Genomic DNA, 19,975 nt, shown 5'->3' with positions numbered 1-19,975 from the left:
CCGCGACCGCACGGGCGTCATGGGAGCTACCTGGAGCTGCCCGCTCATACGGCCGCGGGGGGATGGGCGAACCAGCCACCCTTACCCACATCGCCCGGTGCCGCACAAGGTAGTGCGCCGGATCCCGGCGCTCGCGGCGGGCTGCTCGATCCTGGTCGAGGCGTTCACCACGCCACCGACCAGGACGAGTACGGCCTCATCGCCTGATCAACCTGTCGTCAGCAGAGCCTCGATCTCGGCGATCGCCTGCAGATTGTCCCGGTGCCCGGCGACCCGGCGGACGCGTCCCCGACGATCCAGTGGACGCCCTGCCGGCGATCTAGCGGGTGGACCCGGTGTGCTCTCGCACGGTCGCCGCATCGCTCGCCGCCGTCGCGGCCCCCGGCTCGGCGCTCTGCTTCGCGAACCCGCGCCGGCCTGGCAGGACCGCGAGGACGATCAGGGTTCCGGCGGCCATGATGATCCCGCCGATGAGGCTGGTCTGGGCGACGCCGTGGGCGAAGGCCTGGTGGACGGCGTCCACGGCGGTCTGGGCCTGCTGGGGCCCGGCGGAGGGATCCTGCGCGATCCGCTGGGCGACGGCCAGGCCGGCGCCGACCGAGTCCTTGGCGGTCTCCATCGCCTCGCCCGGGAGCCGGTTGCCCACCAGGTCGGTCAGCTCGTCCCGGTAGGCCGTGCCCAGCAGTGAGCCCAGCACCGCGATGCCCAGCGCCCCGCCCAGCTCGAGCGCGGTGTCGTTGACACCGCCGCCGACGCCCAGCTCGGACTCGGGGAAGGAGCCCATGATCGTGTCGGTCGCCGGGGAGATGGCCAGTCCGAGCGCGAGGCCCAGCATCATCAGCGGTGCCAGGAAGTCCCCGTACGTCGACCCTTTGTCGATCTGGGTGAGCAGGAACATGCCCGCCGTGCCGACGGCCAGGCCGGTCACGACCATCATCTTGACCCCCAGCTTCGGGGTGAGCTTCCCGGTCAGCGCGGACCCGAGGAACACCGCACCGCCCAGCGGCAGCAGCCGTACACCCGTGTCCAGGGCGCCGTAGCCGAGGACGAACTGCAGGAACTGCGTCGCGTAGTAGATCACGGCGAACATGCCGAAGAAGAAGAACATCACCGCGAGCATCGAGCCGCTGAAGGGCCGCAGCGCGAACTTTCGGACGTCCAGCATCGGGTGCGGGTGCCGCAGTTCCCAGGCGACGAAGGCGACCAGACCGGCACCGGCGACCACGGCGGCGGTGACGGGGCCGACGCCCCAGCCGGAGTGCGGGCCCTCGATGGCGGCGTAGATCAGGGAGCCGACGGTGACGATCGAGAGCAGACCACCGACGTAATCGATCCGGCCCATGCCCTCAGCCTTGGACGGCGGTACCAGGGCGAGCGCGCCGAACACGGCGAGGAGGGCGATCGGCACGTTGATCAGGAAGGTCGAGCCCCAGGCGTGGTCCTCGAGCAGCCAGCCGGAGACCAGCGGGCCGACGGCTACCGCCACCCCGGAGGTCGCGGCCCAGGCAGTGATGGCCTTGGCCCGCTCGCTCCGGGGAAAGGTCGCGACCACCAGGGACAGCGTGGCCGGCATCACGACCGCGGCACCGACACCCATGATCGCGCGGGCCACGATGACCAGCGAGGTCTCGTCGACCATGCTCCCCATCACCGAACCGCCGGCGAAGATCAGCAGACCCAGCACCAGCGCGCCGCGCCGGCTGTACTTGTCGCCGATTGCGCCCAGCACCAGCATCAGCGCCGCGTACGGAACGGTGTAGCCGTCGACGACCCACTGCAGATCACTGCTGCTCAGGCCCAGGTCGGTGGTCATGTCAGGGGCGGCGACGATCAGCGACGTGTTCGCCATCACCGTGATCAGCAGGCTCAGGCACAGCACGAGCAGCGCCCACCAGCGCCGCGCGTAGGGGCCGGTCATTTTCTCCACGGGGGTGTTCGCAAGGAAGGACATCAGTAGCTCCTGAGAGGGACGGGGCGGACGAGCGGAATCACTTCATTGCTCGTGAGGCGAGGGTGACGGGCTGAGATCTCAGGGCTTCAAGATCATCCTGTGGCCGCTTTGGTGCTTCCCTCGGCGATCCCCTGGAGGGCCGCGTCGGTGTCCGCGATGGCCAGCATCCTGTTGATGTCGGCGCCGGCCAGTGCGCCGGCCGCTGCGGAGGCCCCGACCTGGGCGACCAGATCGGTGACGTTGCCGGCCACCCACACACCCGGCACCTCGGTGGTGCCGGCCATGCCGGAGGCGAAACCGCGGCCCATGTTCGGCAGGTCCCGCACCGGCAGGCCCAGCCCTTCCAGGCCCTGGGTGCGGGCCTGCATCGGCGAGGCGACCGCGACGACGCGGCGGGCCACGACCTGGCCGTCGGCCAGGCGCACCCCGGCGAGGGCACCGTCCTGGTCGTTGACGACCTCGGTGACCGGGGTGTCGATGACGCGGATGCCGCGGGCGGCGAAGCGGGCGCGGCTGTCCTCGTCCAGGTCGGTGCCGTGGGTGAAGTAGGTCAGGTCCTCGGTCAGCTGGCGGAACAGATACGCGTGGCCGATGGAGGCCGGGCCGGTGGCGAGGATACCGATGGGCTCATCGCGCACCTCCCAGCCGTGGCAGTACGGGCAGTGCACCACACTGTGCCCCCAGTGCTCGGCGAGCCCGGGCACCTGTGGCAGCACATCGGTGAGGCCGGTGGCCACCAGGATGCGGCGGGCGGTGATGCTGCGGCCGTCGGCCAGGCTCACGGTGAACCGCAGGTCCCCGTCCGCCGACGGGGCGGCGGACTCGGCCGAGACCACCTCGCCGAACACGACGCGTCCGCCGTACTGGCGCACCTGCTCCCGGCCCCGTCGAAGGATCTCGGACGGCGGGGTGCCGTCCAGGGCGAGGAGGCCGTGCACGGCCTCCGCGGGCGCGTTGCGCGGGGAGCCGCTGTCGATCACCACGACCGAGCGGCGGGAGCGGGCGAGGATCAGTGCACCGTTCAACCCCGCGGCGCCCCCGCCGATCACCACCGCGTCGACGGTCCCCTCGGCCAGTGCGTCGCTCGCGTACGGAGGAGTGGTCACAGCCATGGCCTCCTGCTTTTCCTTGTCAGTCATGGTTCGGTCAGCCCTTCGAGTTCTGGGTGGTTGCAGGGGGTCAGCTGTTCAGGAAGCCCAGGAAGTGCCCCGCGCCGAGGACAGCCCGACGTTCGTGATGTACAGATCCAGTCCGGCGATGAAACTCGCCGTCGCCAGGATCGCCAGGATCCGACCGGGCCTTGCCGGCCTGGAAGGCGTCGCAATGCCGGGCGGCGCGGAGGAGTGCAAAGGCATGGGTTGCTCTCCACCGCGCCAGGCGTGCACGCACCCTGTCCGGTGAGCTCAGGATGGTTGTGTACTGAACAGTCAGAAACCTAGGTAGTTCTGTACTGATTTGTCAAGTACGGCGGGTCAGCTTTACCTTCTGTGTATGGCAAGACCACGAAGCTTCGACCGCGACCACGTCCTCCATGCCGCCGAGCGGCAGTTCCGCGCCTCGGGCTACAACGGCACGAGCGTCGACGACATCAGTGCCGCCACCGGCCTGGGCCGCGGCAGCCTCTATGCCGCGTTCGACGGCAAGCACGGAGTGCTGCTGCAGGCGATGGCCGGCTACTTCGCCCGGCTGGGGCAGGGTCCGCGGAAGATGCTCGCCGGACCGGACGAGGGCGCCCTGGAACGACTGCACGCATACTTGCTCCGCGCCGTCCACGGGGTGCCACTCGCCGCCGACGTACCCCCCGCCTCTGACCGGGCGGCGGCGGCCTGCTTCGCCGCCAAGATGGCCCTGGAGGTCGGCACCTCCGACCCCGAGGTGAAACGCCTGGCCAACGACTGCTTCTCCGTGGTCGCGGCGGCGGTGGCCGAGTGTGTGCGAGCGGCGCAGCGCAACGGTGACATCGACCCCGACGCGGATCCCGACGACCTCGCGTACCTTCTGCTGACCATCATCCGCGGGACCGATGTCGTAGGCGCGTACGGCCACAGTCCCGCCCGCCTGACCTCGATTGCGGAGAACGCGTTCGCCTTGCTGCCTCGCCCGCGCCACCGCTGACAAGGGCACGGCCCGTAAGTCGACGCGCCGCCGGGCGGTCGTCTGGGCGGTTGGCGAAGAACCGCGCCCGCATCCGGTCGAGTTGCTCCACCGCATCCGCGGTGTCGCCGGCTTGCACTGAACAGCCGGTCACCCTGCCCGAGCCGTGATTCGATCTGCTCGGCCGGTCCGGGGCAAGGTGAACGTGCAGGGCAGGTGCTTGATCCCGTTGCTGAAGCTTGACAACAGCCGGTCGGGCTCACCGGCGGCACGGATGTCGGGCAGGCGGCTGAAGAGCTCGCGGAACATGACGGTGATCTCGCGGCGAGCGAGGTGGGTGCCGAGGCAGAGATGGGGACCGGGACCGGGCCCCCCGAAGCCGAGGCGCGGATTGGGATCGCGGGTGATGTCGAAGGTGTCGGGGTCGTCGAACACGGCGGCGTCGCGGTTGGCGGAATTGTAAAAGAGCATGACCTTGTCGCCCTTTTTGCAGGTGTGCCCGTTCATCTCGTGGTCGCGGGTGAGGTTGCGGCGGAACTCGATGATCGGCGTGAGCGCGGCGACCGAGCGCGCCTACGCAGGCCGGTACGTCGTCTACCCGCTGGACGGCCCGCGCGGTGAGCGGTGGGTGCGCCTGCAGATCGTCTCCACCGGCGCTGGCCGCCTGGTCGAGGTCGGTGAGGACGGGCCGGTACGCGCTCGACCAGATACTTGAGAGAGGCGGGCGTCTCCTCATCTCCGCCGACCCCGTGACCACCCAGATCGTCCCGCTGCCGGCCGTCACCCTCGGCCGGGCCGCCGGGGAGTTCCTGGCCCGCCGTGACCTAGACGCCGACACGCTGCGCTCCTACGGCCAGATGCTGCGGCGGCTGCGCCGCGCACTCGGCGACACCGTCCCGCTCGCCCAGCTGACCGCCGACCAGACCGCCGCGGTGCTCACCGCCGCATGGGGCGAGGCGGCCCCGCGGACCTGGAACCGTCACCGCTCGGCGCTGCGCTCCTTCACCAGCTGGGCCGCCGGGCCCGGCCGCGGCTGGGTCACCACCGACCTGGCCGCGCTCATCGAACGGAGGCCCGACACCCGCGACCGCACCCGCGCCATCGACCGCCACATCGTCACCGCGCTCCTGAACCGCCGCGACGTCGCGCTACGGGACAAGACGCTGCGGCGGTTGCTGTACGAATCGGCGGCCCGCGCCGACGAGGTCCTCGCGCTCAACATCGAGGACCTGGGCCTGGACAACAAGTGCGGCCGGATCACCGGCAAGGGCGGCACCGTCCGCTGGATCCACTGGCAATCCGGCACCGCCCGCCTGCTGCCGCGGCTGGTCGGGGCCCGCACCTCAGGTCCGCTGTTTTTGGCCGACCGCCGCCTCGCGCCGACCCGAATGCCCGCGGCCGCCGACGTGTGCCCGCACACCGGCCGCGGCAGGCTCTCCTACGAGCGCCGAGTACCTGTTCAAGCGGGACACCAAGCAGCACGACCCGCGCCGACGCGGCTACACCCTCCACCAGCTCCGCCACTCCCGGCTCACCCACCTGGCCGAAGACGGCACGCAACTGGAGGGGTCCTTGTCCGCCTGCAGGGTCAGGCGCCGGCTGTTGAGCACCTGGTGAAGGTAGTCGGCGAGTGCTGGGGGGCGCTGCCGCGCCTGCGTCTGTCGGTGGAGTTGCGGTTCGGGCGGCGAGCGCGCTGGGCTGCAGGTAGTGGCCTTGATCTGAGTGAGCACGTCTCGGCGGTGGCCGTCGGCGCCGGCGAGGAGAACCTGCTGCGGACGGTGAGTGCTCGTCCGGGCCAGCGGTTGGCGGCAGGTCTGCCGCCGTGGCGACTGGAGAGTTGGATCCAGCGAATCCTCGCCCGAAAGCAGAGCGTGGCCCCCCGGACACGTTATGGAGTTTCTCTCTTAGGTGACACCAAGCCCAGAGCTCACGGAGCGGAGAAGCAGATCATGGCAAGGACCGCCAGCGGTGCACTGACCCTCATGCGCAGGCTCCTCACACTGGCCCTGACCACCACTACGGCGACAGCCGCCCTGGCCACCCTCACGGCGCCCGCCCACGCCCAGGACCTCGGCGACATCATTGACAACCTCACCCAAAGCGCCTCGGCCACCACCGGCCTCAACACCAGCCCTGTCACCAATCTCATCAATGACCTCCCTATCGTCGGTGGCTCCTGAACGCGATTCGGGACTGTCTGAGAATGGCCGGGCATCAGGTCATCGCAGCGAAAGAACGCGCCCAAAACATCCCTTGTACATACTCATTGCCAACGCCGCAGTGAGGATCCTGCGAATAGTGTTTCTGCAGGCGTGTGATGCATAGATCTGCTTGAGCCGGTTGCTCAGCAATGGGCACGGCCGGTTCTGAGGGGGCCCGGTCGCAGTAATGCGGCCGGGCTACCCGACCAGATGCGGTGGCTCGGCGGCGGCGCCGGCAGCCGCGGTGCCGCCGAACGGACCCTGGTGGGGTTGTACTGGCTGGTGTCGGGCTACGGTCTGCGGGCCTGGCGGGTGATCGCCACGCTTGTGGTGGTGGTGGCGCTGGTCGCGGTTGGGGTGAAGTACGCCGGGTTCCCCGGCGAGCCGGTGCCCTACGTCGATGCGCTGCTGTACAGCGTGCGGTCGGCGTTCCTGATCAACGTCAAGACCACCAGCGTGCCCGAGACGGTTACCCGGTGGGGCGAGGTGTTCCGCACCGCTCTCGCCGCCGCCGTTGCGTCGGCCGCCTCCGCCTCGGCCTCCGGCGCGGCCCGCAGCGTCTTCGTCGAGGTGAACAACTGGACCCAGTGCGAGATGGACTTCCACGATGCCGACCTGAGCCACGGCGTCTGGAGCGGGACCAACTGGCCGCCCAGCGAGATCATCAACAGCACCTGGGGCGACTGGAGCTCCGAGTCCAACGGCGTGTTCACCGGCACCGAGGGCACCGCCAGCTCCCTGCTGCGCAAATGCGTCAACCCGGCGAACAACTTCAAGGTGGTCAAGTTCCACTGGAACAACCCGTACGTCGGCGCCAACTCCTACGACAACAGCGGCACCAGCTCGGGTGTGAAGATCACCCGCAGCGGCGGCAGCGGCAACAACGCGGTGGTCCAGTTCCGGGTGGAGACCAGCTGACGCAGTCGGCGAGGGGCGGACGCCCTGCCATACTGCTCTCGTCGTGCCGGCAGGACTGCGGAGGACGGGGCGCTGGTGGCGGGGCCGTCTGCCCGGCAGTGGCCGTTCGTGGGCCGCCGGGGCGAGTTGGAGCGGATCGGCGACGCGCTGGAGGACGCGACTGCGCGGCGGTGCTGATCACCGGACCGTCCGGGGCGGGGAAGCCGCGGCTCGCGGCCGAGGCGCCGGAGCTGTTCTGGGGACGCGGCCACGCCAGCGCGCATGTGCTCGCCAGCGCCATCGCCGAGATCACCGGCATCCTCGCCACCCCGCCGCACCCACTGACCAGCCGCCCTCACCCTCACAGGCCCCGCCTCGCAGCTGTCGGCCGCCTACCCTGCAGTGAGATCCAGCCTCCGACCCGGCCCGAGATCAACGATCCCGAAATCACGTTGAGGATCACCAGCGGCGTCAGCCCCCTGAGCCACCCGACTCAATAACAGTCAGTTACGTCGACTACCTACAGCTACTTGGGCTGGTCGCGCGGACCCGAGTGGAGGGCCTTGATCAGGCGCGCTGGTGGCGGCTGAGGCCTTCACGACGACCGCGTGGCCGCCGACCTGGTCGTCACACGGGAATGGTGTTCCAGGACCAGTGTTGAGTCCAGTAACGCTCATCGCAGTCGAATCCGAATACGTCGATGTCGGCGTTCAGCGCCAGGCACTGGTTCGTCCACAGGTTCTGGAGGCGGTTGCGGCCCGTCGATGGCCACACTCTCGGGACCCAGATCTGCTTCAAATGATCGACGCACAGTTCGGCGTACACCCGGCCGTCCCGGCCCCCCGCATGGGACAGGCACCAGCCCCGGCGTTCGTTCACGATCTTGTAGGCGTTGTTATAGCGCGGGTCCGGATAGAACCGCCACTGCTGGTTGCCCTGCCAATGGCAGGGGCGCGGCCAACCGAACACCAGGACCGTCGGCTGGCCCGCCGCATCGAAGTGCTGGTCCAGGCATTGGAAGAGGGAGAAGTTCTGGATGAACACCGGTAGCGGAGCCGCCTTCGCCGAGGGCGTCGCCGCCGCCGTGCCACCCGTACCCGCCACCACCACAACGACCGCCGCCGCCAGCCCGCTCACTGTTCTGATTCGTCGACGCATCGAGCCTCCCGGGTCAGATCGGGCCCCGTACCCAGCAGGACGCCCGATTCCCCAAGCTGGATGACAAACGGGGTCTCCTGACACAATCCGGACACACGCGCCAAGATCCACCAGGGGCACAGCATCCCCTCGGCCCTTCAGGCTTGCGCCGCCGCCTCGGCCACTGCCCCTGCACCGGCTTGGAACAGCCGTCGCGGATGCCTCGTTCAAAGATCACAAGGCTTTGATCCTTGCCACGCGAAAGGGCTGTGATGAGCGCCGACAACGGTTCACTGACCGCCGGGGACCTGGAGTTCCTCCGACGTCCCCTCTACGGGTTGCTGTCGGTGGCCGGGGGGCCGCTCCCGCCACAGCCCCGCCCGGTCTGGTTCGAGGCCACCGCCGAGGGCACGATCCAGCTGTTCACCGGCCCGGACTCGCCCAAGGTGCGGCGGCTGCGCCGGGACCCGCGCGCCTCGATCGTCGTCGCGGCTCCAGTGGGTGAACGCGAGCGGTGGCTGTCGGTCGCCGGCCGCGTCACGGTGGAGCCCGACGGAGCACACGAGCTGTGCGCCCGCCTGGCCGCTCGCTACTGGGACCTCGACGACCCCGCCCGCGCCGACCAACTCGCCGAGATGCTCGCGGCGGACCAGGTTCGCCTCGTCATCCACCCCGAGAACGTGAGCCGTTACATGAACTGACCGGCGGTGTCCATGCGGGGCTCCTCCCAGCTGCCGGGGTGGCGCTGGGTCTGTTCGAGCAGGCTCATCAGCCGGGCCCGCTCGGCCGCGGCGGCTTCCCGCCGGCGGTCCAGACGCATCGTTGGCCTTGAGGTTCTCGGACAGCTTCTCAGCTTGTTCCTTAACGTCTGACCAGGACATATGCCGCGTTTGGTTGGTTGGGTGATGTAACGGACTGGGGCGGTCAGGGGTGCTGATACAGCGGCGGCCGTCGCCTCATCCTCAGGGTTCAGACATGCCCAGAGGAAAAGACGACGGCCGTGTTCTCCACTGTGACACCCTCCGGCCTGCCCGTCAGCGCGATGGCGGGGCGCGGGCCCGACCGCGGGCACGATCTGGCGGTGCTGACAGGGTTCCGCTCTGCCTGGTATGGCTGCCTGACCAGGTACCGCGACGAGTTGTTCGAGCTGACCGACGCGCTGTTGTGCTCGCCTGGACCGGTGATCTGCCCGGTGGAGCTGAGCCTGGAGCCCGAGCATCGACGCGGGCACGGCACCCTGTATGCCGCCTTGAACCGGGGCCGGCCGGCGGTGGGGCGGTTGCGGTGGGCGCTGGCGGCGCTGCCGCTGCCCCCGATGACCGGCGCCGACGGCCGGGGCCGGATCGTGCTGGCGGTCGATGTGACGCCGTGGCCGCGCCCCGATGCCGCCTGCTCATCGCGCCGGGCGTTCTGCCACACCTACGGCCGTGACCACGACCAGCACGTGATGATCCCCGGCTGGCCCTACTCGGTCATCGCCGCGCTGGAGACCGGGCGCACGTCCTGGTGCCAGGTGCTGGACGCGATGCGACTCGACCCCGACGACGATGTGGCCGTCACCGCCGTCCAACTCCGCACCCTGGTGGAAAGGCTCATCACGACGCGGCAGTGGCGCACGGGCGACCCCGACGTGCTGGCGGTGTTCGACTCCGGCTACGACCTGGCCCGCCTGACGTTCCTGGTGGCCGACCTGCCGGTGCAGGTGCTCGGGCGCCTGCGCAGTGACCGGGTGCTGCGGCGGACGGCGCCCACCCGAGCCGAGCATGTGCTGGCCCACCCGGCCGGGGGCCGCCCGCCCAAGCACGGGCCCGAGTTCCGCTTGGCCGACCCGGACACCTGGGGCACTGCGGACCTGGCGTCCACCACGGCCACCGAACGCCATGGGACGGCGACCGCGCAGGCCTGGGACCGGCTGCATCCCCGTCTCACCCGCCGCGCCGCCTGGATCGACCACCCCGGGCACGCTGCCGGTGCTGGAAGGCACCGTGATCCACCTGGCGGTCGAGCGGCTGCCCGGCGACGCGGCCCCCAAGCCGGTATGGCTGTGGTGCTCGGTCACCGAACTCAGCGCCGCGGCCGCCGACAGGCTGTGGCAGGCGTTCCTGCGCCGGTTCGATCTGGAGCACACCTTCCGGCTGTTCAAGCAGACGCTGGGCTGGCCCCGGCCCCGGCTGCGCTCGCCCGACGCCGCCGATGTCTGGACCTGGCTCGTCATCGTCGCCCACACCCAACTACGTCTGGCCCGCCGCCTGGTGGAGGACTTGCGACGGCCCTGGGAACATCCCGCCCCGCCGGGGCGGCTGTCGCCAGCGCGAGTGCGGCGAGGGTTTCGCAACATCCGGCCGCAGGCGGGCAGCCCGGCACAGGCACCCAAACCATGTGTGCCGGGCCCCGGCAGGCCACTGGGATCACACAACCGGCACCGCGCCCCCCGCCACAAGCTGGGAAGCTCCTCAAGCGCCCCAAGACGCTGGCCGCCAGCAACCACCACTGACGTTAAGGAACAGGCTAAGGGCTGAGCACGTCGGATCGTCCGGTCGCCTTGACGAGCAGGTCCTCGACGGTTTCGGCGCGGGCGAACTTGCGGACGGTGCGGCGATCCAGGCGCAGCTTCCGCGCGATCGCCGAGATCGTCCAGTCCCTGCCGACCAGTTCCTGCACCGCGGCGTACCGTTCCCGTTGCCGTACGACCAGGCGGCAGTCTTCGACGGGCGTGCCGTCCCAGATCCTGGTGTCGCGCATGGGAGCATCGCCGAGCTGGTGGCCTGCAGGTTCCTTTTCGCCGGGATCGCAGTGGTCCGGTTCGGGTTCGCGCAGGTCAGCTCGGCAGGCGATGACGGTCTTCTCGACCGCGTCGCACAAGTTCTGAAAGAGATGAAACCGGTCGGCCACCTGGGTCGCGTCAGGTGCCCCGGCTCTGGCGCCGGTGGCGTACTCGCCGGCGCGGTCTCTGCAGATCATCTGCACGCCGGGATGCTCGCGAAGCCACTGCTCGAGAGCGCCGGCGGTCCGCTCGTCCAGCACGTCGATGGGCTGATGCGTCTCCATGTTGACCATCAAGGTGGCGTACGAGTGCCCGCGCTTCTTGGAGAAATCATCGACACCCAGGACGGTGACCTGGCCGATCTCGGGGTCGGGCAGGGCCCGGACCAGACCGATCAACGTGTCCCGGCCGACTTGCACTCCCAGCAGCTTCAACAGCCGGGAAGCGGCCCGGCCGGCCAGCGCGAGCGCCATCAACTCCAGTAGCCGGCACAGCAGCGTCGTGCGGCGGGCATACCGCCGGGCCAAGCCCGGATATCGGCTCGGCGAACGTGCGCACCGGACAAGCCCGGTTCTGGCAGGTCAGACGGCGGATCGTAAGGGTGACCAGGACCGGACGACCCGCGGCGGGCAGATCGTGCAGCAGCCGACGACAGTGGCCGTGCACCCGCGACGAGAGCATGCCGCACTTCCGGCAGGCCTCCGGCCGACCGCGGGTGCGGGCCGTGACCAGTACGTAGTCCCCGTGGTCGGCGACCTCTTCGGCGGCCAGTTCGGCCAGGTGGGGGAAGAACATCTTCAGGCAGCAGGCATCGCCCGCTGCCGCGTGCTGCGCACAGGGCACAATGAACCTCGCGGCCGCTCAGGTGACGATCAAGTTCTTGGTCGAACCCGATCATCACGGAGCGGCCGCACCTATGCGCGTCCTGTTCTCGATTGCGATCAGCTCCCGGCACGTGTTGAGCCACCGTCCGTGACGCGACCACACAAAGATCGCCAGAGCCAGTTTCAGCGAGCGTCATCACTTCTTGGGCATCCTGTCCCGCCGAGGGGTTCCGCCCCTCCTACGATCGACCTACCGGACCTTCTGCAACCCGGACCCGACGGGGTTTCCATGTTCCAAGCACGTGAGGTGCGACCGAGGTGGGCGCCTCCTAACCCCCAAGGCCAGCGCTGTTCACCCGACCGATGTGTCTGCTCGATCGCCGCTTGCTGCCTCTTCCAACAGCCAGGCCCTACCACCCTGGTCTTCGTCCCGTCTTCCCAGGGCTATCCATGACGAGGCCTCATCAGAGGTTCACTTGCGTTCACCCGTCCGGTCTTCCCTCGGCTGGCTCCCCAGACGGAACGCGGAAACCTTGGGCTTCTTCCCTGAGCTTCGCACCCCCGACAGGCAGGACCTGCCAGACGCACGTCAGGGCGGGGACCGATCTCGAACACTGATCGGGAACTTCCAGCGCCTCACGGCGCACCGCGACCTCGTGTCGCACCACTGAGAAACGAGCCGCACCCATCCTGATTTCAGGGGCCCGGCATTTGAGGGCGGGCCGCGCTTCCCGTGCAGTCGATGATGTCGTCGGGCGTGAGGTACTGGCCGGACAGCGCGTCGGCCGTGCCGTCCGCGAGCAGCACGAACGCGTGGAGAGTTCGGTCCATGGCAGTGAAGCGGCCGGCGTCGCGTTCGTCGCGCAGCCACGTCCAGATGCGGTCGGCGGCGGGATCTCCCACCTGGCCGCGAGCCAGGTGGTCGGCGGTCATGCCGAGGTCGAGGACCCCGGGGTGGAAGGCGAACGCCGTGATGCCCTGTCCGCGTACTTCCCGCGCGAAGTTCTCGGTCAGCTTGATCACGGCGGCCTTGGAGACCGAGTAGGCCGAGGCGCCGGGCCAGGTCCGCCGGCCCGCCGCGCTGACGATGTTGATCACGCGGCCTTGGCCGCCGCGGGCGAGCATGGCCGGTGCGGCGGCGTGCATGGTGCGGGCCGTGGCGTGCAGGTTGACTTCCATGGCGCGCCACCAGTCGGTGTCCGAGGTCTCCCAGAGCGGCCCGTGCGGGCCGGGCACACCGGCGTTGTTGACCAGCAGGCCGATGCCGCCGAACCGTTCGGCGGCCCCGGGCGACACGCAGGGCCCCGTCGGCGTCGGTCAGATCCGCCAGCACGGCGGCCACCGTGGTTCCGTGGGCGGTGAGCCGGTCGTGCAGGCTCGACAGTGCGGCCCGGTCCCGTCCTGTGATCACCAGGTCGGCGCCTGCGTCGCCCAGCGCGGTCGCCAGGCCGCGGACCCAGTCCGCGGGTGGCGCCGGTGAGCAGCGCGGTGGTTCCGGCGAGCGGGCCGGCGGAGCGGTCCGGCACGGTGTCCGGTAGACCGGCGGTCATGGTTCCCGTTTGCGGGCCAGCGTCAGCCCGTCGGCGATCGGCAGCAGGACCGACTCGACCCGCGGATCGTCGCGGACGATGGTGTTGAACGCCCGGATCGCCGATGCGTTGCCGGTGGCGTCCTGGTCGGCCGCCTCGCCCGCGTACAGGACGTTGTCGGCGAGAAGGAGCCCGCCTGGGCGTACGCGCGGAACGAGCTCCTGCCAATAGGTGGAGTAGCCGGGTTTGTCGGCGTCGATGAACACCAGATCCACCCAGGGCAGCTGCGGGAGGGCGCGCAGGTGTTCGGCGGCGGGGCCGAGCCGCAGGTCGATCCGGTCGGCGACACCGGCGGCCCGCCAGGCGTCCTGGGCGATGCGCGTCCACTCTTCGGAGACGTCGAAGGTGGTGACCGTGCCGCCGGGTACCAGGCCGAGGGCCAACGCGAGGGTCGAATACCCGGTGAAGGTGCCCACCTCGACGATGTGGCGGGCGCCGATCAGCTTGCCGATCAGCGTGAGGAACACGGCCTGTTCGTGCGGGATCTGCATCTCCGCCGGGCCGCCGAGCGTCTGCGTCCGGGCGATCAGGTCACGCTGAACGGCCGTCGGGGGCTCTGCCTGTGCCAGCAGGTAGGCGTGCACGGCCGGGGTCAGCTCGACGTTCTTGGCTGTCTGCGATGTGGCGAGCGGTAGGTTCGCCATGTGGCCTCCGTGAACGTGAGTGCGGACGGGTAGCGGTCACAAGTCGGGCTAGGGGTGAGCGCCGTCGACGAGGTTGGCGCTGGAGGCGAAGGTCTCCGCAGCGGTGAGCAGCAGGTCGTGACTGCGGCCCGCTACGCCTGCCACTGCGGAAGGTGGCGTCCAGCCGGAGTCGTCCAGACCATGGACGGCGATGTCGCAGGCCATCTGGGCCAGGCGGCGAAGTAACTGCGCCGCGACGGCGGCCTGGCACACCGGCCCTCGCTGCACGTGGAAGAACGCGTCGTACAAGGCCCGCGCGCTGTCGGGAACCTCGCGGACGTCAACGTCGCCGTGCTGTTGGAGCAGCGACCGGCCGGTCGGCACCAGTTTGGTGGCGACGGCCATGTGCACGCGGTGGTTGGTGGTGGCGGCGCGCGTCAAGGGCGCCGACAGTGTGGAAGAGTGCCGGTGCCGCACGGACCGCAGCAGCACTGGGATGGGCTCGTGGTCCCTGGCCCAGGTGCCGCTGAAGCCGGGATGAAAGGCGGCCATGTCGGCGCGCACCGTCGCGGCGTAGCGCGTGGACGAGCAGCTTCCGCTGTAGAGCAGCAGCAGCGAGTACACGTCGAACAGCAATGCAGCCCTTTCCACCAGGGCCGGGGGCGGTGCGGGCCGTTCGCTGATCTCGCGGAGCGCATCGGCCTGCAGCCGCCACACCCCGAACGCCAGGTGGTGGCCGACGTGCCAGCGATATCGTGCGCGTCGGTCGGCCTCGGCTGGCGGACGCGGCGCCGCCGGAGGTGCATCGGAGACGGCGCTGCGGATCCGCTCCAAATCCGTCGCCGTGTTTCGGGCACATCCGCCTCGGGGGCACGGCAGTGGTTCCTGGCGCGGCCAGGGCAGCAGCAGCGATCCCGCGTTATCGTCGGGGTAGGCGTCGGGCACGGATGTGCAGAGGCCGGTGCCCTGTTTCATCGCGGCTCCGCCGAGGCCTGCCTGTGCTCGTCGGCGGCCCTGTCGAGCAGGTCGGCGGCGGCGCGGACGTCGCGATCGAGGGGCCGGTCGTGTGTGATGGGGGCAACGACGTCGGCTAGTGTGTCCAGCAGCCGCGCGCAGGACGGGGCGGTGGGCGCGCGTTCGCCCACGTGGACGGCTTGCCGGAGGGCGACGGCGAGCGAGCCGTGCAGCAGCCGCAGGGAACGGGCTTGATTGAGGGCGTTGAGCGCCGCCTGGGTGCCGAAGGGGATCACGTCCTGGTTGTGCAGGTTGGTGGGCAGGCTTTGGATCGAGGCGGGGGTCGCGTGGCGGCGCATATCGGCGACGATCGCGGTGGCGGCGAGTTGGACGCCCTGGAGGGCGTGCTGGCGTCCGGGATCGGCGGACAACATCGGAGGTAGGCCGCCGTTGCGATGCGGGTCGACCAGCAGGTCCAGCTGCCGCTCGGCCAGGTTGCCGAGCTGGGTCGCGGCCAGTGACAGCAGGTCGGCGGCGAAGGCGACCGGCTGCCCGAAGAAGTTGCCGCCGTGGGCGATCTCGTCGTGGTCGGGGAACAGCAGCGGGTTGTCGCTGACACCGTTGAGGTCATCGCGGACGGTCATGCCGGCGTAGGAGATCGCTGAACGTGCCGCGCCAAGCAGTTGCGGTGTGCAGCGCACCGAGTAGGACTCCTGCAGTGGCCGGGCCAGGCAGGGACGCAGTCCGGCGAGCCGCCCGCGCAGCTCCGCGCCCACGGCGGCCGCGTCCGGGTGGCCGAAGGCCTCCAGCAGCGCCGAGGACAGGAATGCCGGCGCGGCCCCCAGAATGTCGGCCAGCAAAGCTGAAAGCAGCAGCGCGACGACGCGGGAGCGGTCCAATGCGGCGATGGCCAGGCCTGCGGCGGCTGCTGTGACCGAGGTGCCGTTGACCAGCGCGAGCGCGTCGCGGCCGTCCAGCGGCAGGGCGGTCAGTCCAGCCTTCTCCAGCGCCCGTGCGGCTGGGAGACGCTCGACCTCCAGGTAGGCCTGACCGTGTCCGCGCAGCGACGAGACTAGGTACGCGAGCGGGATCAGGTCGCCGCTGGCCCCCAGCGACCCCAGCCGCGGCACGGCCGGGGCGAACGTGGTGCCCAGCGCGGCGGCCAAGTGGTCGGCCACCGCGGGCGCGACGCCGCTGTGGCCACGCGCCAGCGACCACAACCGCGCGAGCATCGCCGCGCGGACGATGGCGGGGTCCAAGTCCGGGCCCTGCCCGGCAGTCAGGTGCGCCAGGACGTTCTCGCATTGGTCGGCGGTATCCTCCCGGCCGGGGAAGCCCACCAGCGGCCCGAACCCGGTGGTCGCCCCGTACACGGCACGGCCCTTCCGCAAGGACGCGTGCAGCATCTGCTGGCAGGCCTCCATCCGGCCGCGTGTCGCGGCGTCGATGACGACCTCGACCGGCCCCGCCGCCTGCTCCAGCTGATCGGGGTGAAGCGTGCGGCGGCCGGGCTGCAGGATCTGGTGGGGGCGGACGGGCAGGGCGGTCATGGTGCTCCCCTGGGCGGCTGGTCTGGGCAGGGTCGGCGATGGCGCGGTGGGCCGCTCTGCGCGGCACCGGCGGCACGGCGGGCGGGCGGGCGGTGGATCAGATCCGGACCAGTGCCTTGAGCGCGGATCGGTCGGCCATGTGCCGGTAGGCGGCTGGCACCTCGTCGAGGCCTACGGTGAGGTCGAACACCGCGGACGGATCCAGGCGGCCGGTCAGCACGTCGTCGAGCAGGCGCGGGATCAGCGCGCGCCGGCGCCAGCGCGCCGGTGATGGTGAGGTTGCGCAGGAGGACCTGAGTGGCCTCCGGCAGCCGGGCGTGCGGCGCTCCGGCCAGCACCACGGTGCCGCCGTCCGCGACCAGTTCCACCGCGGCGTCGACCGCCGGTTGTGTCCCTGCGCACTCCAGGACGACCGTGATCCGCTGCTCCTTCAGTTGGGCGAACGCCGCAGCGTCCTGCCTGTTGAGCGTGGTGTCCGCGCCGAACCGGGCGCCGAGTGCGAGCCTGCGGTCATGCCTGCCCGGCAGGGTCACGTGCTCGGCCCCTGCGTGCCGGGCCGCCAGCGCCGCGCAGAGCCCCACCGCGCCGTCGCCGACCACCGCCACCCGGGCACCCGGCCGCACTCGGGCCCGGTTCACCGCGTGCTGGCCGGTGGCCATCACGTCGGCCAGCGTCAGCACGGCAGGCAGCCGTTCGTCCTCGGTGTCCAGCGGTAGCGCGACCAGGGTGTGGTCGGCGTGGGGCACGCGGACCGCCTCGCCCTGCCCGCCGTCGTGGTCACCGCCCCACATGCCGCCGTTCGGGCAGGACGAGGGCAGGCCGGAAACGCAAGCGTGGCACGTTCCGTCCGACCACCTGAACGGGGCTAAAACGAGCGTGCCGGCCCGCACCGCACCGACCTCACGCCCTGTTTCTTCGACCACGCCGATGAACTCGTGCCCGGCCCGGGGGCCCGGCGGGATGTGGTTCCCGTCGCCTCGGTAGCCCCACAGATCCGTGCCGCACAGCGCGGCCTGGACGACCCGGACCACCGCGTCGGTCAGTTCGACGATGGCCGCGTCGGGCATGGACTCGATCCGGACCTCTCCGGGAGCGCTTCGCACCACGGCTCTCATCCGGCACCCTCCAACAGTCGGTGTATATCGGCACGACGAGTGGTCACCGGGCGGTCACCGCGATGAGCGGTGACGCCTCATGCGTTGTCACAGAGCGCAAATACCTGCCATCAGCGCCAATATCGGTCGAGATACAGAAGGCACGCCTCTCTTTTGCAAATCGATGTAATTCGGTAGGCTGTCGCGCCTTTCGATGTTGCGATCGACCTCATTCAAGCTCTATCAAACACCGCCGCCCATAATCAACCGACCACATGGACATGAACTCCTGCCCACGGCCCGCCTGACGTGTGCGTCCGACATTTCCGACAACATCACGTGGCCGGTCGCAGTGGCGCACAAGGTGCTGGGAGTGTCGCCCTTCCCTTTCCAGGCAAAGTCCCTTGCGTTGGCTCTGCAATCATATTTCCTTAAGCGGCCGTTCCTTGCGTGCGTGATGGGGTAGACCGAATGAGGCGCTGCGGGTGTGGTTGAGATCAGCAGCAGTGCTCATTGGGAGTTGGAGCAATGGGAAATTTCGGTGCCCAGGCCGTCCGGATGAGTGGCCTCGACTCCTACTTTGTCGCGGAGGAGACGCGGTTCTCACGTTCAGTCGCCACGTGGGGAATCCTGGCCCGTCTGGCGGGCGACCCGCCGACCGCCGAGCGATTGGCGGCGATCGTCTCTGAGCCGGCCGACCGCCTCGCGATGATCTCTGCGGTGACGTCCCGAAGCAAGTCCCGCGGGCACGCCCACGCGGCCGCGGCCGTGTTGAGGACATTGGGTCACACCGGTAGCACTGGCCGGGAGCTGCTCTCGCGCCTCATCACCTCGCAGCTGCACACCAATCTCATCTGCTCGAACATCACCATTCCGGATGAACATCTCGCACTCGCGGGGCGGCCCGTTGCCGAACTGGCCGGCGTGACGGTGCGGCCCCCCTCGCACGGCCTTTCCCTGCCGCCCTATGGATACCGGAAGACCGTGAGCGTCAGCGCTCAGGCGGGTCTCGCCGACATGGCCGACCTGTTCGCCAAAGAACTGAGGAGAGAGTTTCACGTTTTGGCGGATATCCATCGATGGACTTCCGTCAAAGCAGCGCACATCGAGCTTCACACCCCAAAGCGGCTAAAAAATGTAATGCAGGCAGCCAGCACATGAGAGAAAGGAAGAGGAAGTGAACGCATACGAAGCTGGCGTGGACACGGCCCCGCTCAATTCCTTCGACCGCTTTTTCCTCCAGACCGCTGACGGTGGCCGCTCACCCATGCAACTCGGCGGAATAGTCTTCGTTTCCGGGCAGCCACCAGAGATCGGCCAGCTGCGAAAGATCATCGCCGACCGGATTGACAGAACGCCCGCACTGCGATACCGGCTGAGCCGGACCCGAGCCCGGTGGGAGCCCGCGCCGGGCTTCGATCCAGCCGATCACGTAGCGGAGCACCGGCTCGAACCCGGCACAGACGTGGTCGCCCAAGCGCTGGAGGCTCTGGCCGAGCCCCTTCGCCGACCGGCCTCCATGGCGCATCACCATGATGCATGGGCACGACGAGTCGGAGTACGCGCTGTGCTACTGGGCCCATCACGCCTTCCAAGACGGCATGGCGATCATCGCCACCATCAAGGCGTTGCTGAGCGAACAGCCGCCTCAGGTCCGCGGCCGCGGCTGGTCGGCACCCACGATGGCGCAAATGTGGCGATGGCTGACGCCCACCGATCTCACCCTGCCGCTGCAGCCGACCGTCCGGTGGACGCCCAACCGCTACCCGCTCTCCGACAAGAGGCTGCTGCGAACCGTCCACCTCGACCAGACCATGTTGCGGGAAACGGCAGAGGCAGCCGCAGCCACCCCGAACGACGTATGCCTGGCGACCCTGTCCGGCGCTCTACGCGAATGGACGCCTCAGGATTGGATCCCGTCCGCCGACCGGCGCGAGCACCGGGGCCTGGACAGCGCCATGCCGTTCAACCTGCGGCCTTCCGACGGCCCCCCAGGCTGGGAAATGAGGTCGGCATACTACGCGTGAGCCTGCCGTGCGACGAGGCCTCACCCCTCAAGCAGCTCCAAATGATCATGGCGCAGACAGGTCCGCGGCGCCTTCTCCGTCACCGGGAACTCGGCCGGTTGATGCTGGAGCGAATGCCCTACGCCATCATGCGCCCGATGCTCTCCAGATTCGCCGACCCCCGATACATCGCGACTTTCGTCACCAGCGTCCGAGTCCGCCTGCTGAGCGTGGCCGGGGCGCCCGTTCATCGCATACTCGCCCTGCCGGCCCTTCTCCCTGGCCATCGCA

General features: G+C 69.7%; 19 protein-coding genes and 3 pseudogenes. 8 read left to right on the top strand and 14 right to left on the bottom strand.

The features are described 5' to 3' along the window. Nucleotides 1-319: 319 nt before the first annotated feature. The gene (locus tag ACGFNU_RS37135) at nucleotides 320-1,951 is read right to left on the bottom strand and encodes an MFS transporter (protein ID WP_392601266.1); all 1,632 of its coding nucleotides are present in this window, start codon (nucleotides 1,949-1,951) and stop codon (nucleotides 320-322) included. A gap of 92 nt (nucleotides 1,952-2,043) precedes the next feature. After that, on the bottom strand, nucleotides 2,044-3,090 hold the full coding sequence (locus ACGFNU_RS37130; protein ID WP_392601265.1) for an NAD(P)/FAD-dependent oxidoreductase: 1,047 nt from the start codon (nucleotides 3,088-3,090) through the stop codon (nucleotides 2,044-2,046). A 352-nt stretch (nucleotides 3,091-3,442) separates the two neighbouring features. Here ACGFNU_RS37130 and ACGFNU_RS37125 point away from each other — a divergent pair, with 352 nt between their 5' ends. Then, complete coding sequence (locus ACGFNU_RS37125) at nucleotides 3,443-4,066, top strand: TetR/AcrR family transcriptional regulator (protein ID WP_392601264.1); 624 nt, start codon at nucleotides 3,443-3,445, stop codon at nucleotides 4,064-4,066. 129 nt (nucleotides 4,067-4,195) lie between these two features. Here the strand turns inward: ACGFNU_RS37125 and ACGFNU_RS37120 are convergent. Beyond that, a pseudogene (locus ACGFNU_RS37120) lies at nucleotides 4,196-4,597 on the bottom strand (cytochrome P450); the annotation flags it as partial. On the opposite strand from ACGFNU_RS37120, the gene ACGFNU_RS37115 reads away from it, so the two are divergent. The 3 genes from ACGFNU_RS37115 to ACGFNU_RS37105 all read left to right on the top strand — a co-directional run bounded on the left by ACGFNU_RS37115 (nucleotide 4,515) and on the right by ACGFNU_RS37105 (nucleotide 7,164). Beyond that, nucleotides 4,515-4,760, top strand: coding sequence for a hypothetical protein (locus tag ACGFNU_RS37115; protein ID WP_392601263.1), 246 nt, complete (start codon nucleotides 4,515-4,517; stop codon nucleotides 4,758-4,760). The pseudogene ACGFNU_RS37120 and the gene ACGFNU_RS37115 overlap by 83 nt on opposite strands. Before the next feature lie 34 nt (nucleotides 4,761-4,794). Continuing rightward, nucleotides 4,795-6,225 (top strand): tyrosine-type recombinase/integrase, encoded by a 1,431-nt coding sequence (locus ACGFNU_RS37110; RefSeq protein ID WP_392601262.1) that lies wholly within the window; start codon nucleotides 4,795-4,797, stop codon nucleotides 6,223-6,225. A 231-nt stretch (nucleotides 6,226-6,456) separates the two neighbouring features. Next, complete coding sequence (locus ACGFNU_RS37105; protein WP_392601261.1) at nucleotides 6,457-7,164, top strand: hypothetical protein; 708 nt, start codon at nucleotides 6,457-6,459, stop codon at nucleotides 7,162-7,164. 606 nt (nucleotides 7,165-7,770) lie between these two features. On the opposite strand, the gene ACGFNU_RS37100 is transcribed toward ACGFNU_RS37105, so the two are convergent. After that, a complete protein-coding gene (locus ACGFNU_RS37100; protein ID WP_392601260.1) occupies nucleotides 7,771-8,280 on the bottom strand; it encodes an RICIN domain-containing protein in 510 nt (169 codons plus the stop codon). A 272-nt stretch (nucleotides 8,281-8,552) separates the two neighbouring features. On the opposite strand from ACGFNU_RS37100, the gene ACGFNU_RS37095 reads away from it, so the two are divergent. Continuing rightward, nucleotides 8,553-8,981: a pyridoxamine 5'-phosphate oxidase family protein gene (locus ACGFNU_RS37095; protein ID WP_392601259.1), complete on the top strand. Its 429-nt coding sequence runs from the start codon at nucleotides 8,553-8,555 to the stop codon at nucleotides 8,979-8,981. Here the strand turns inward: ACGFNU_RS37095 and ACGFNU_RS37090 are convergent. Then, the gene (locus ACGFNU_RS37090; RefSeq protein ID WP_392601258.1) at nucleotides 8,969-9,100 is read right to left on the bottom strand and encodes a hypothetical protein; all 132 of its coding nucleotides are present in this window, start codon (nucleotides 9,098-9,100) and stop codon (nucleotides 8,969-8,971) included. The two genes, ACGFNU_RS37095 and ACGFNU_RS37090, sit on opposite strands and share 13 nt — an antisense overlap. A gap of 180 nt (nucleotides 9,101-9,280) precedes the next feature. Here ACGFNU_RS37090 and ACGFNU_RS37085 point away from each other — a divergent pair, with 180 nt between their 5' ends. Continuing rightward, nucleotides 9,281-10,774, top strand: a complete 1,494-nt coding sequence (locus ACGFNU_RS37085; RefSeq protein ID WP_392601257.1) for a transposase — start codon at nucleotides 9,281-9,283, stop codon at nucleotides 10,772-10,774. Nucleotides 10,775-10,788: 14 nt separating this feature from the next. Here ACGFNU_RS37085 and ACGFNU_RS37080 read toward each other — a convergent pair whose 3' ends face one another. The 7 genes and pseudogenes from ACGFNU_RS37080 to ACGFNU_RS37050 form a co-directional block, all read right to left on the bottom strand. Then, nucleotides 10,789-11,571, bottom strand: a complete 783-nt coding sequence (locus ACGFNU_RS37080) for a transposase (RefSeq protein ID WP_392601256.1) — start codon at nucleotides 11,569-11,571, stop codon at nucleotides 10,789-10,791. Nucleotides 11,572-11,626: 55 nt separating this feature from the next. Then, a pseudogene (locus ACGFNU_RS37075) lies at nucleotides 11,627-11,839 on the bottom strand (ISL3 family transposase); the annotation flags it as partial. Nucleotides 11,840-12,564: 725 nt separating this feature from the next. Further along, entirely contained in the window at nucleotides 12,565-13,164 is a 600-nt protein-coding gene (locus ACGFNU_RS37070; RefSeq protein ID WP_392601255.1) for an SDR family NAD(P)-dependent oxidoreductase, read from the bottom strand. A 250-nt stretch (nucleotides 13,165-13,414) separates the two neighbouring features. Continuing rightward, nucleotides 13,415-14,101, bottom strand: coding sequence for an O-methyltransferase (locus ACGFNU_RS37065; protein WP_392601254.1), 687 nt, complete (start codon nucleotides 14,099-14,101; stop codon nucleotides 13,415-13,417). Between the two features lie 48 nt (nucleotides 14,102-14,149). After that, nucleotides 14,150-14,797 carry a hypothetical protein gene (locus ACGFNU_RS37060; RefSeq protein WP_392601253.1) on the bottom strand — a complete coding sequence of 216 codons (648 nt, stop codon included), beginning with the start codon at nucleotides 14,795-14,797 and terminating at the stop codon, nucleotides 14,150-14,152. Between the two features lie 254 nt (nucleotides 14,798-15,051). Next, the gene (locus ACGFNU_RS37055; protein ID WP_392601252.1) at nucleotides 15,052-16,584 is read right to left on the bottom strand and encodes an aromatic amino acid lyase; all 1,533 of its coding nucleotides are present in this window, start codon (nucleotides 16,582-16,584) and stop codon (nucleotides 15,052-15,054) included. After that, nucleotides 16,581-17,687 (bottom strand): zinc-binding dehydrogenase, encoded by a 1,107-nt coding sequence (locus ACGFNU_RS37050; RefSeq protein WP_392601251.1) that lies wholly within the window; start codon nucleotides 17,685-17,687, stop codon nucleotides 16,581-16,583. The genes ACGFNU_RS37055 and ACGFNU_RS37050 overlap by 4 nt, the downstream gene beginning before the upstream one ends. Nucleotides 17,688-18,206: 519 nt before the next feature. Between ACGFNU_RS37050 and ACGFNU_RS37045 the strand changes: the two genes are divergently transcribed. Continuing rightward, nucleotides 18,207-18,839, top strand: coding sequence for a WS/DGAT domain-containing protein (locus ACGFNU_RS37045; RefSeq protein WP_392601250.1), 633 nt, complete (start codon nucleotides 18,207-18,209; stop codon nucleotides 18,837-18,839). Nucleotides 18,840-18,939: 100 nt separating this feature from the next. Here ACGFNU_RS37045 and ACGFNU_RS37040 read toward each other — a convergent pair whose 3' ends face one another. Beyond that, nucleotides 18,940-19,155, bottom strand: coding sequence for a hypothetical protein (locus ACGFNU_RS37040; RefSeq protein ID WP_392601249.1), 216 nt, complete (start codon nucleotides 19,153-19,155; stop codon nucleotides 18,940-18,942). A 43-nt stretch (nucleotides 19,156-19,198) separates the two neighbouring features. On the opposite strand from ACGFNU_RS37040, the pseudogene ACGFNU_RS37035 reads away from it, so the two are divergent. Then, a pseudogene (locus ACGFNU_RS37035) lies at nucleotides 19,199-19,705 on the top strand (hypothetical protein); the annotation flags it as partial. 20 nt (nucleotides 19,706-19,725) lie between these two features. Here ACGFNU_RS37035 and ACGFNU_RS37030 read toward each other — a convergent pair. Continuing rightward, on the bottom strand, nucleotides 19,726-19,971 hold the full coding sequence (locus tag ACGFNU_RS37030) for a hypothetical protein (RefSeq protein WP_392601248.1): 246 nt from the start codon (nucleotides 19,969-19,971) through the stop codon (nucleotides 19,726-19,728). Nucleotides 19,972-19,975: the final 4 nt, after the last annotated feature.

The organism is Spirillospora sp. NPDC048911, from assembly GCF_043198015.1.
Taxonomy (GTDB): domain Bacteria; phylum Actinomycetota; class Actinomycetes; order Streptosporangiales; family Streptosporangiaceae; genus Spirillospora.
This window is presented reverse-complemented; position numbering and strand designations above follow the sequence as displayed.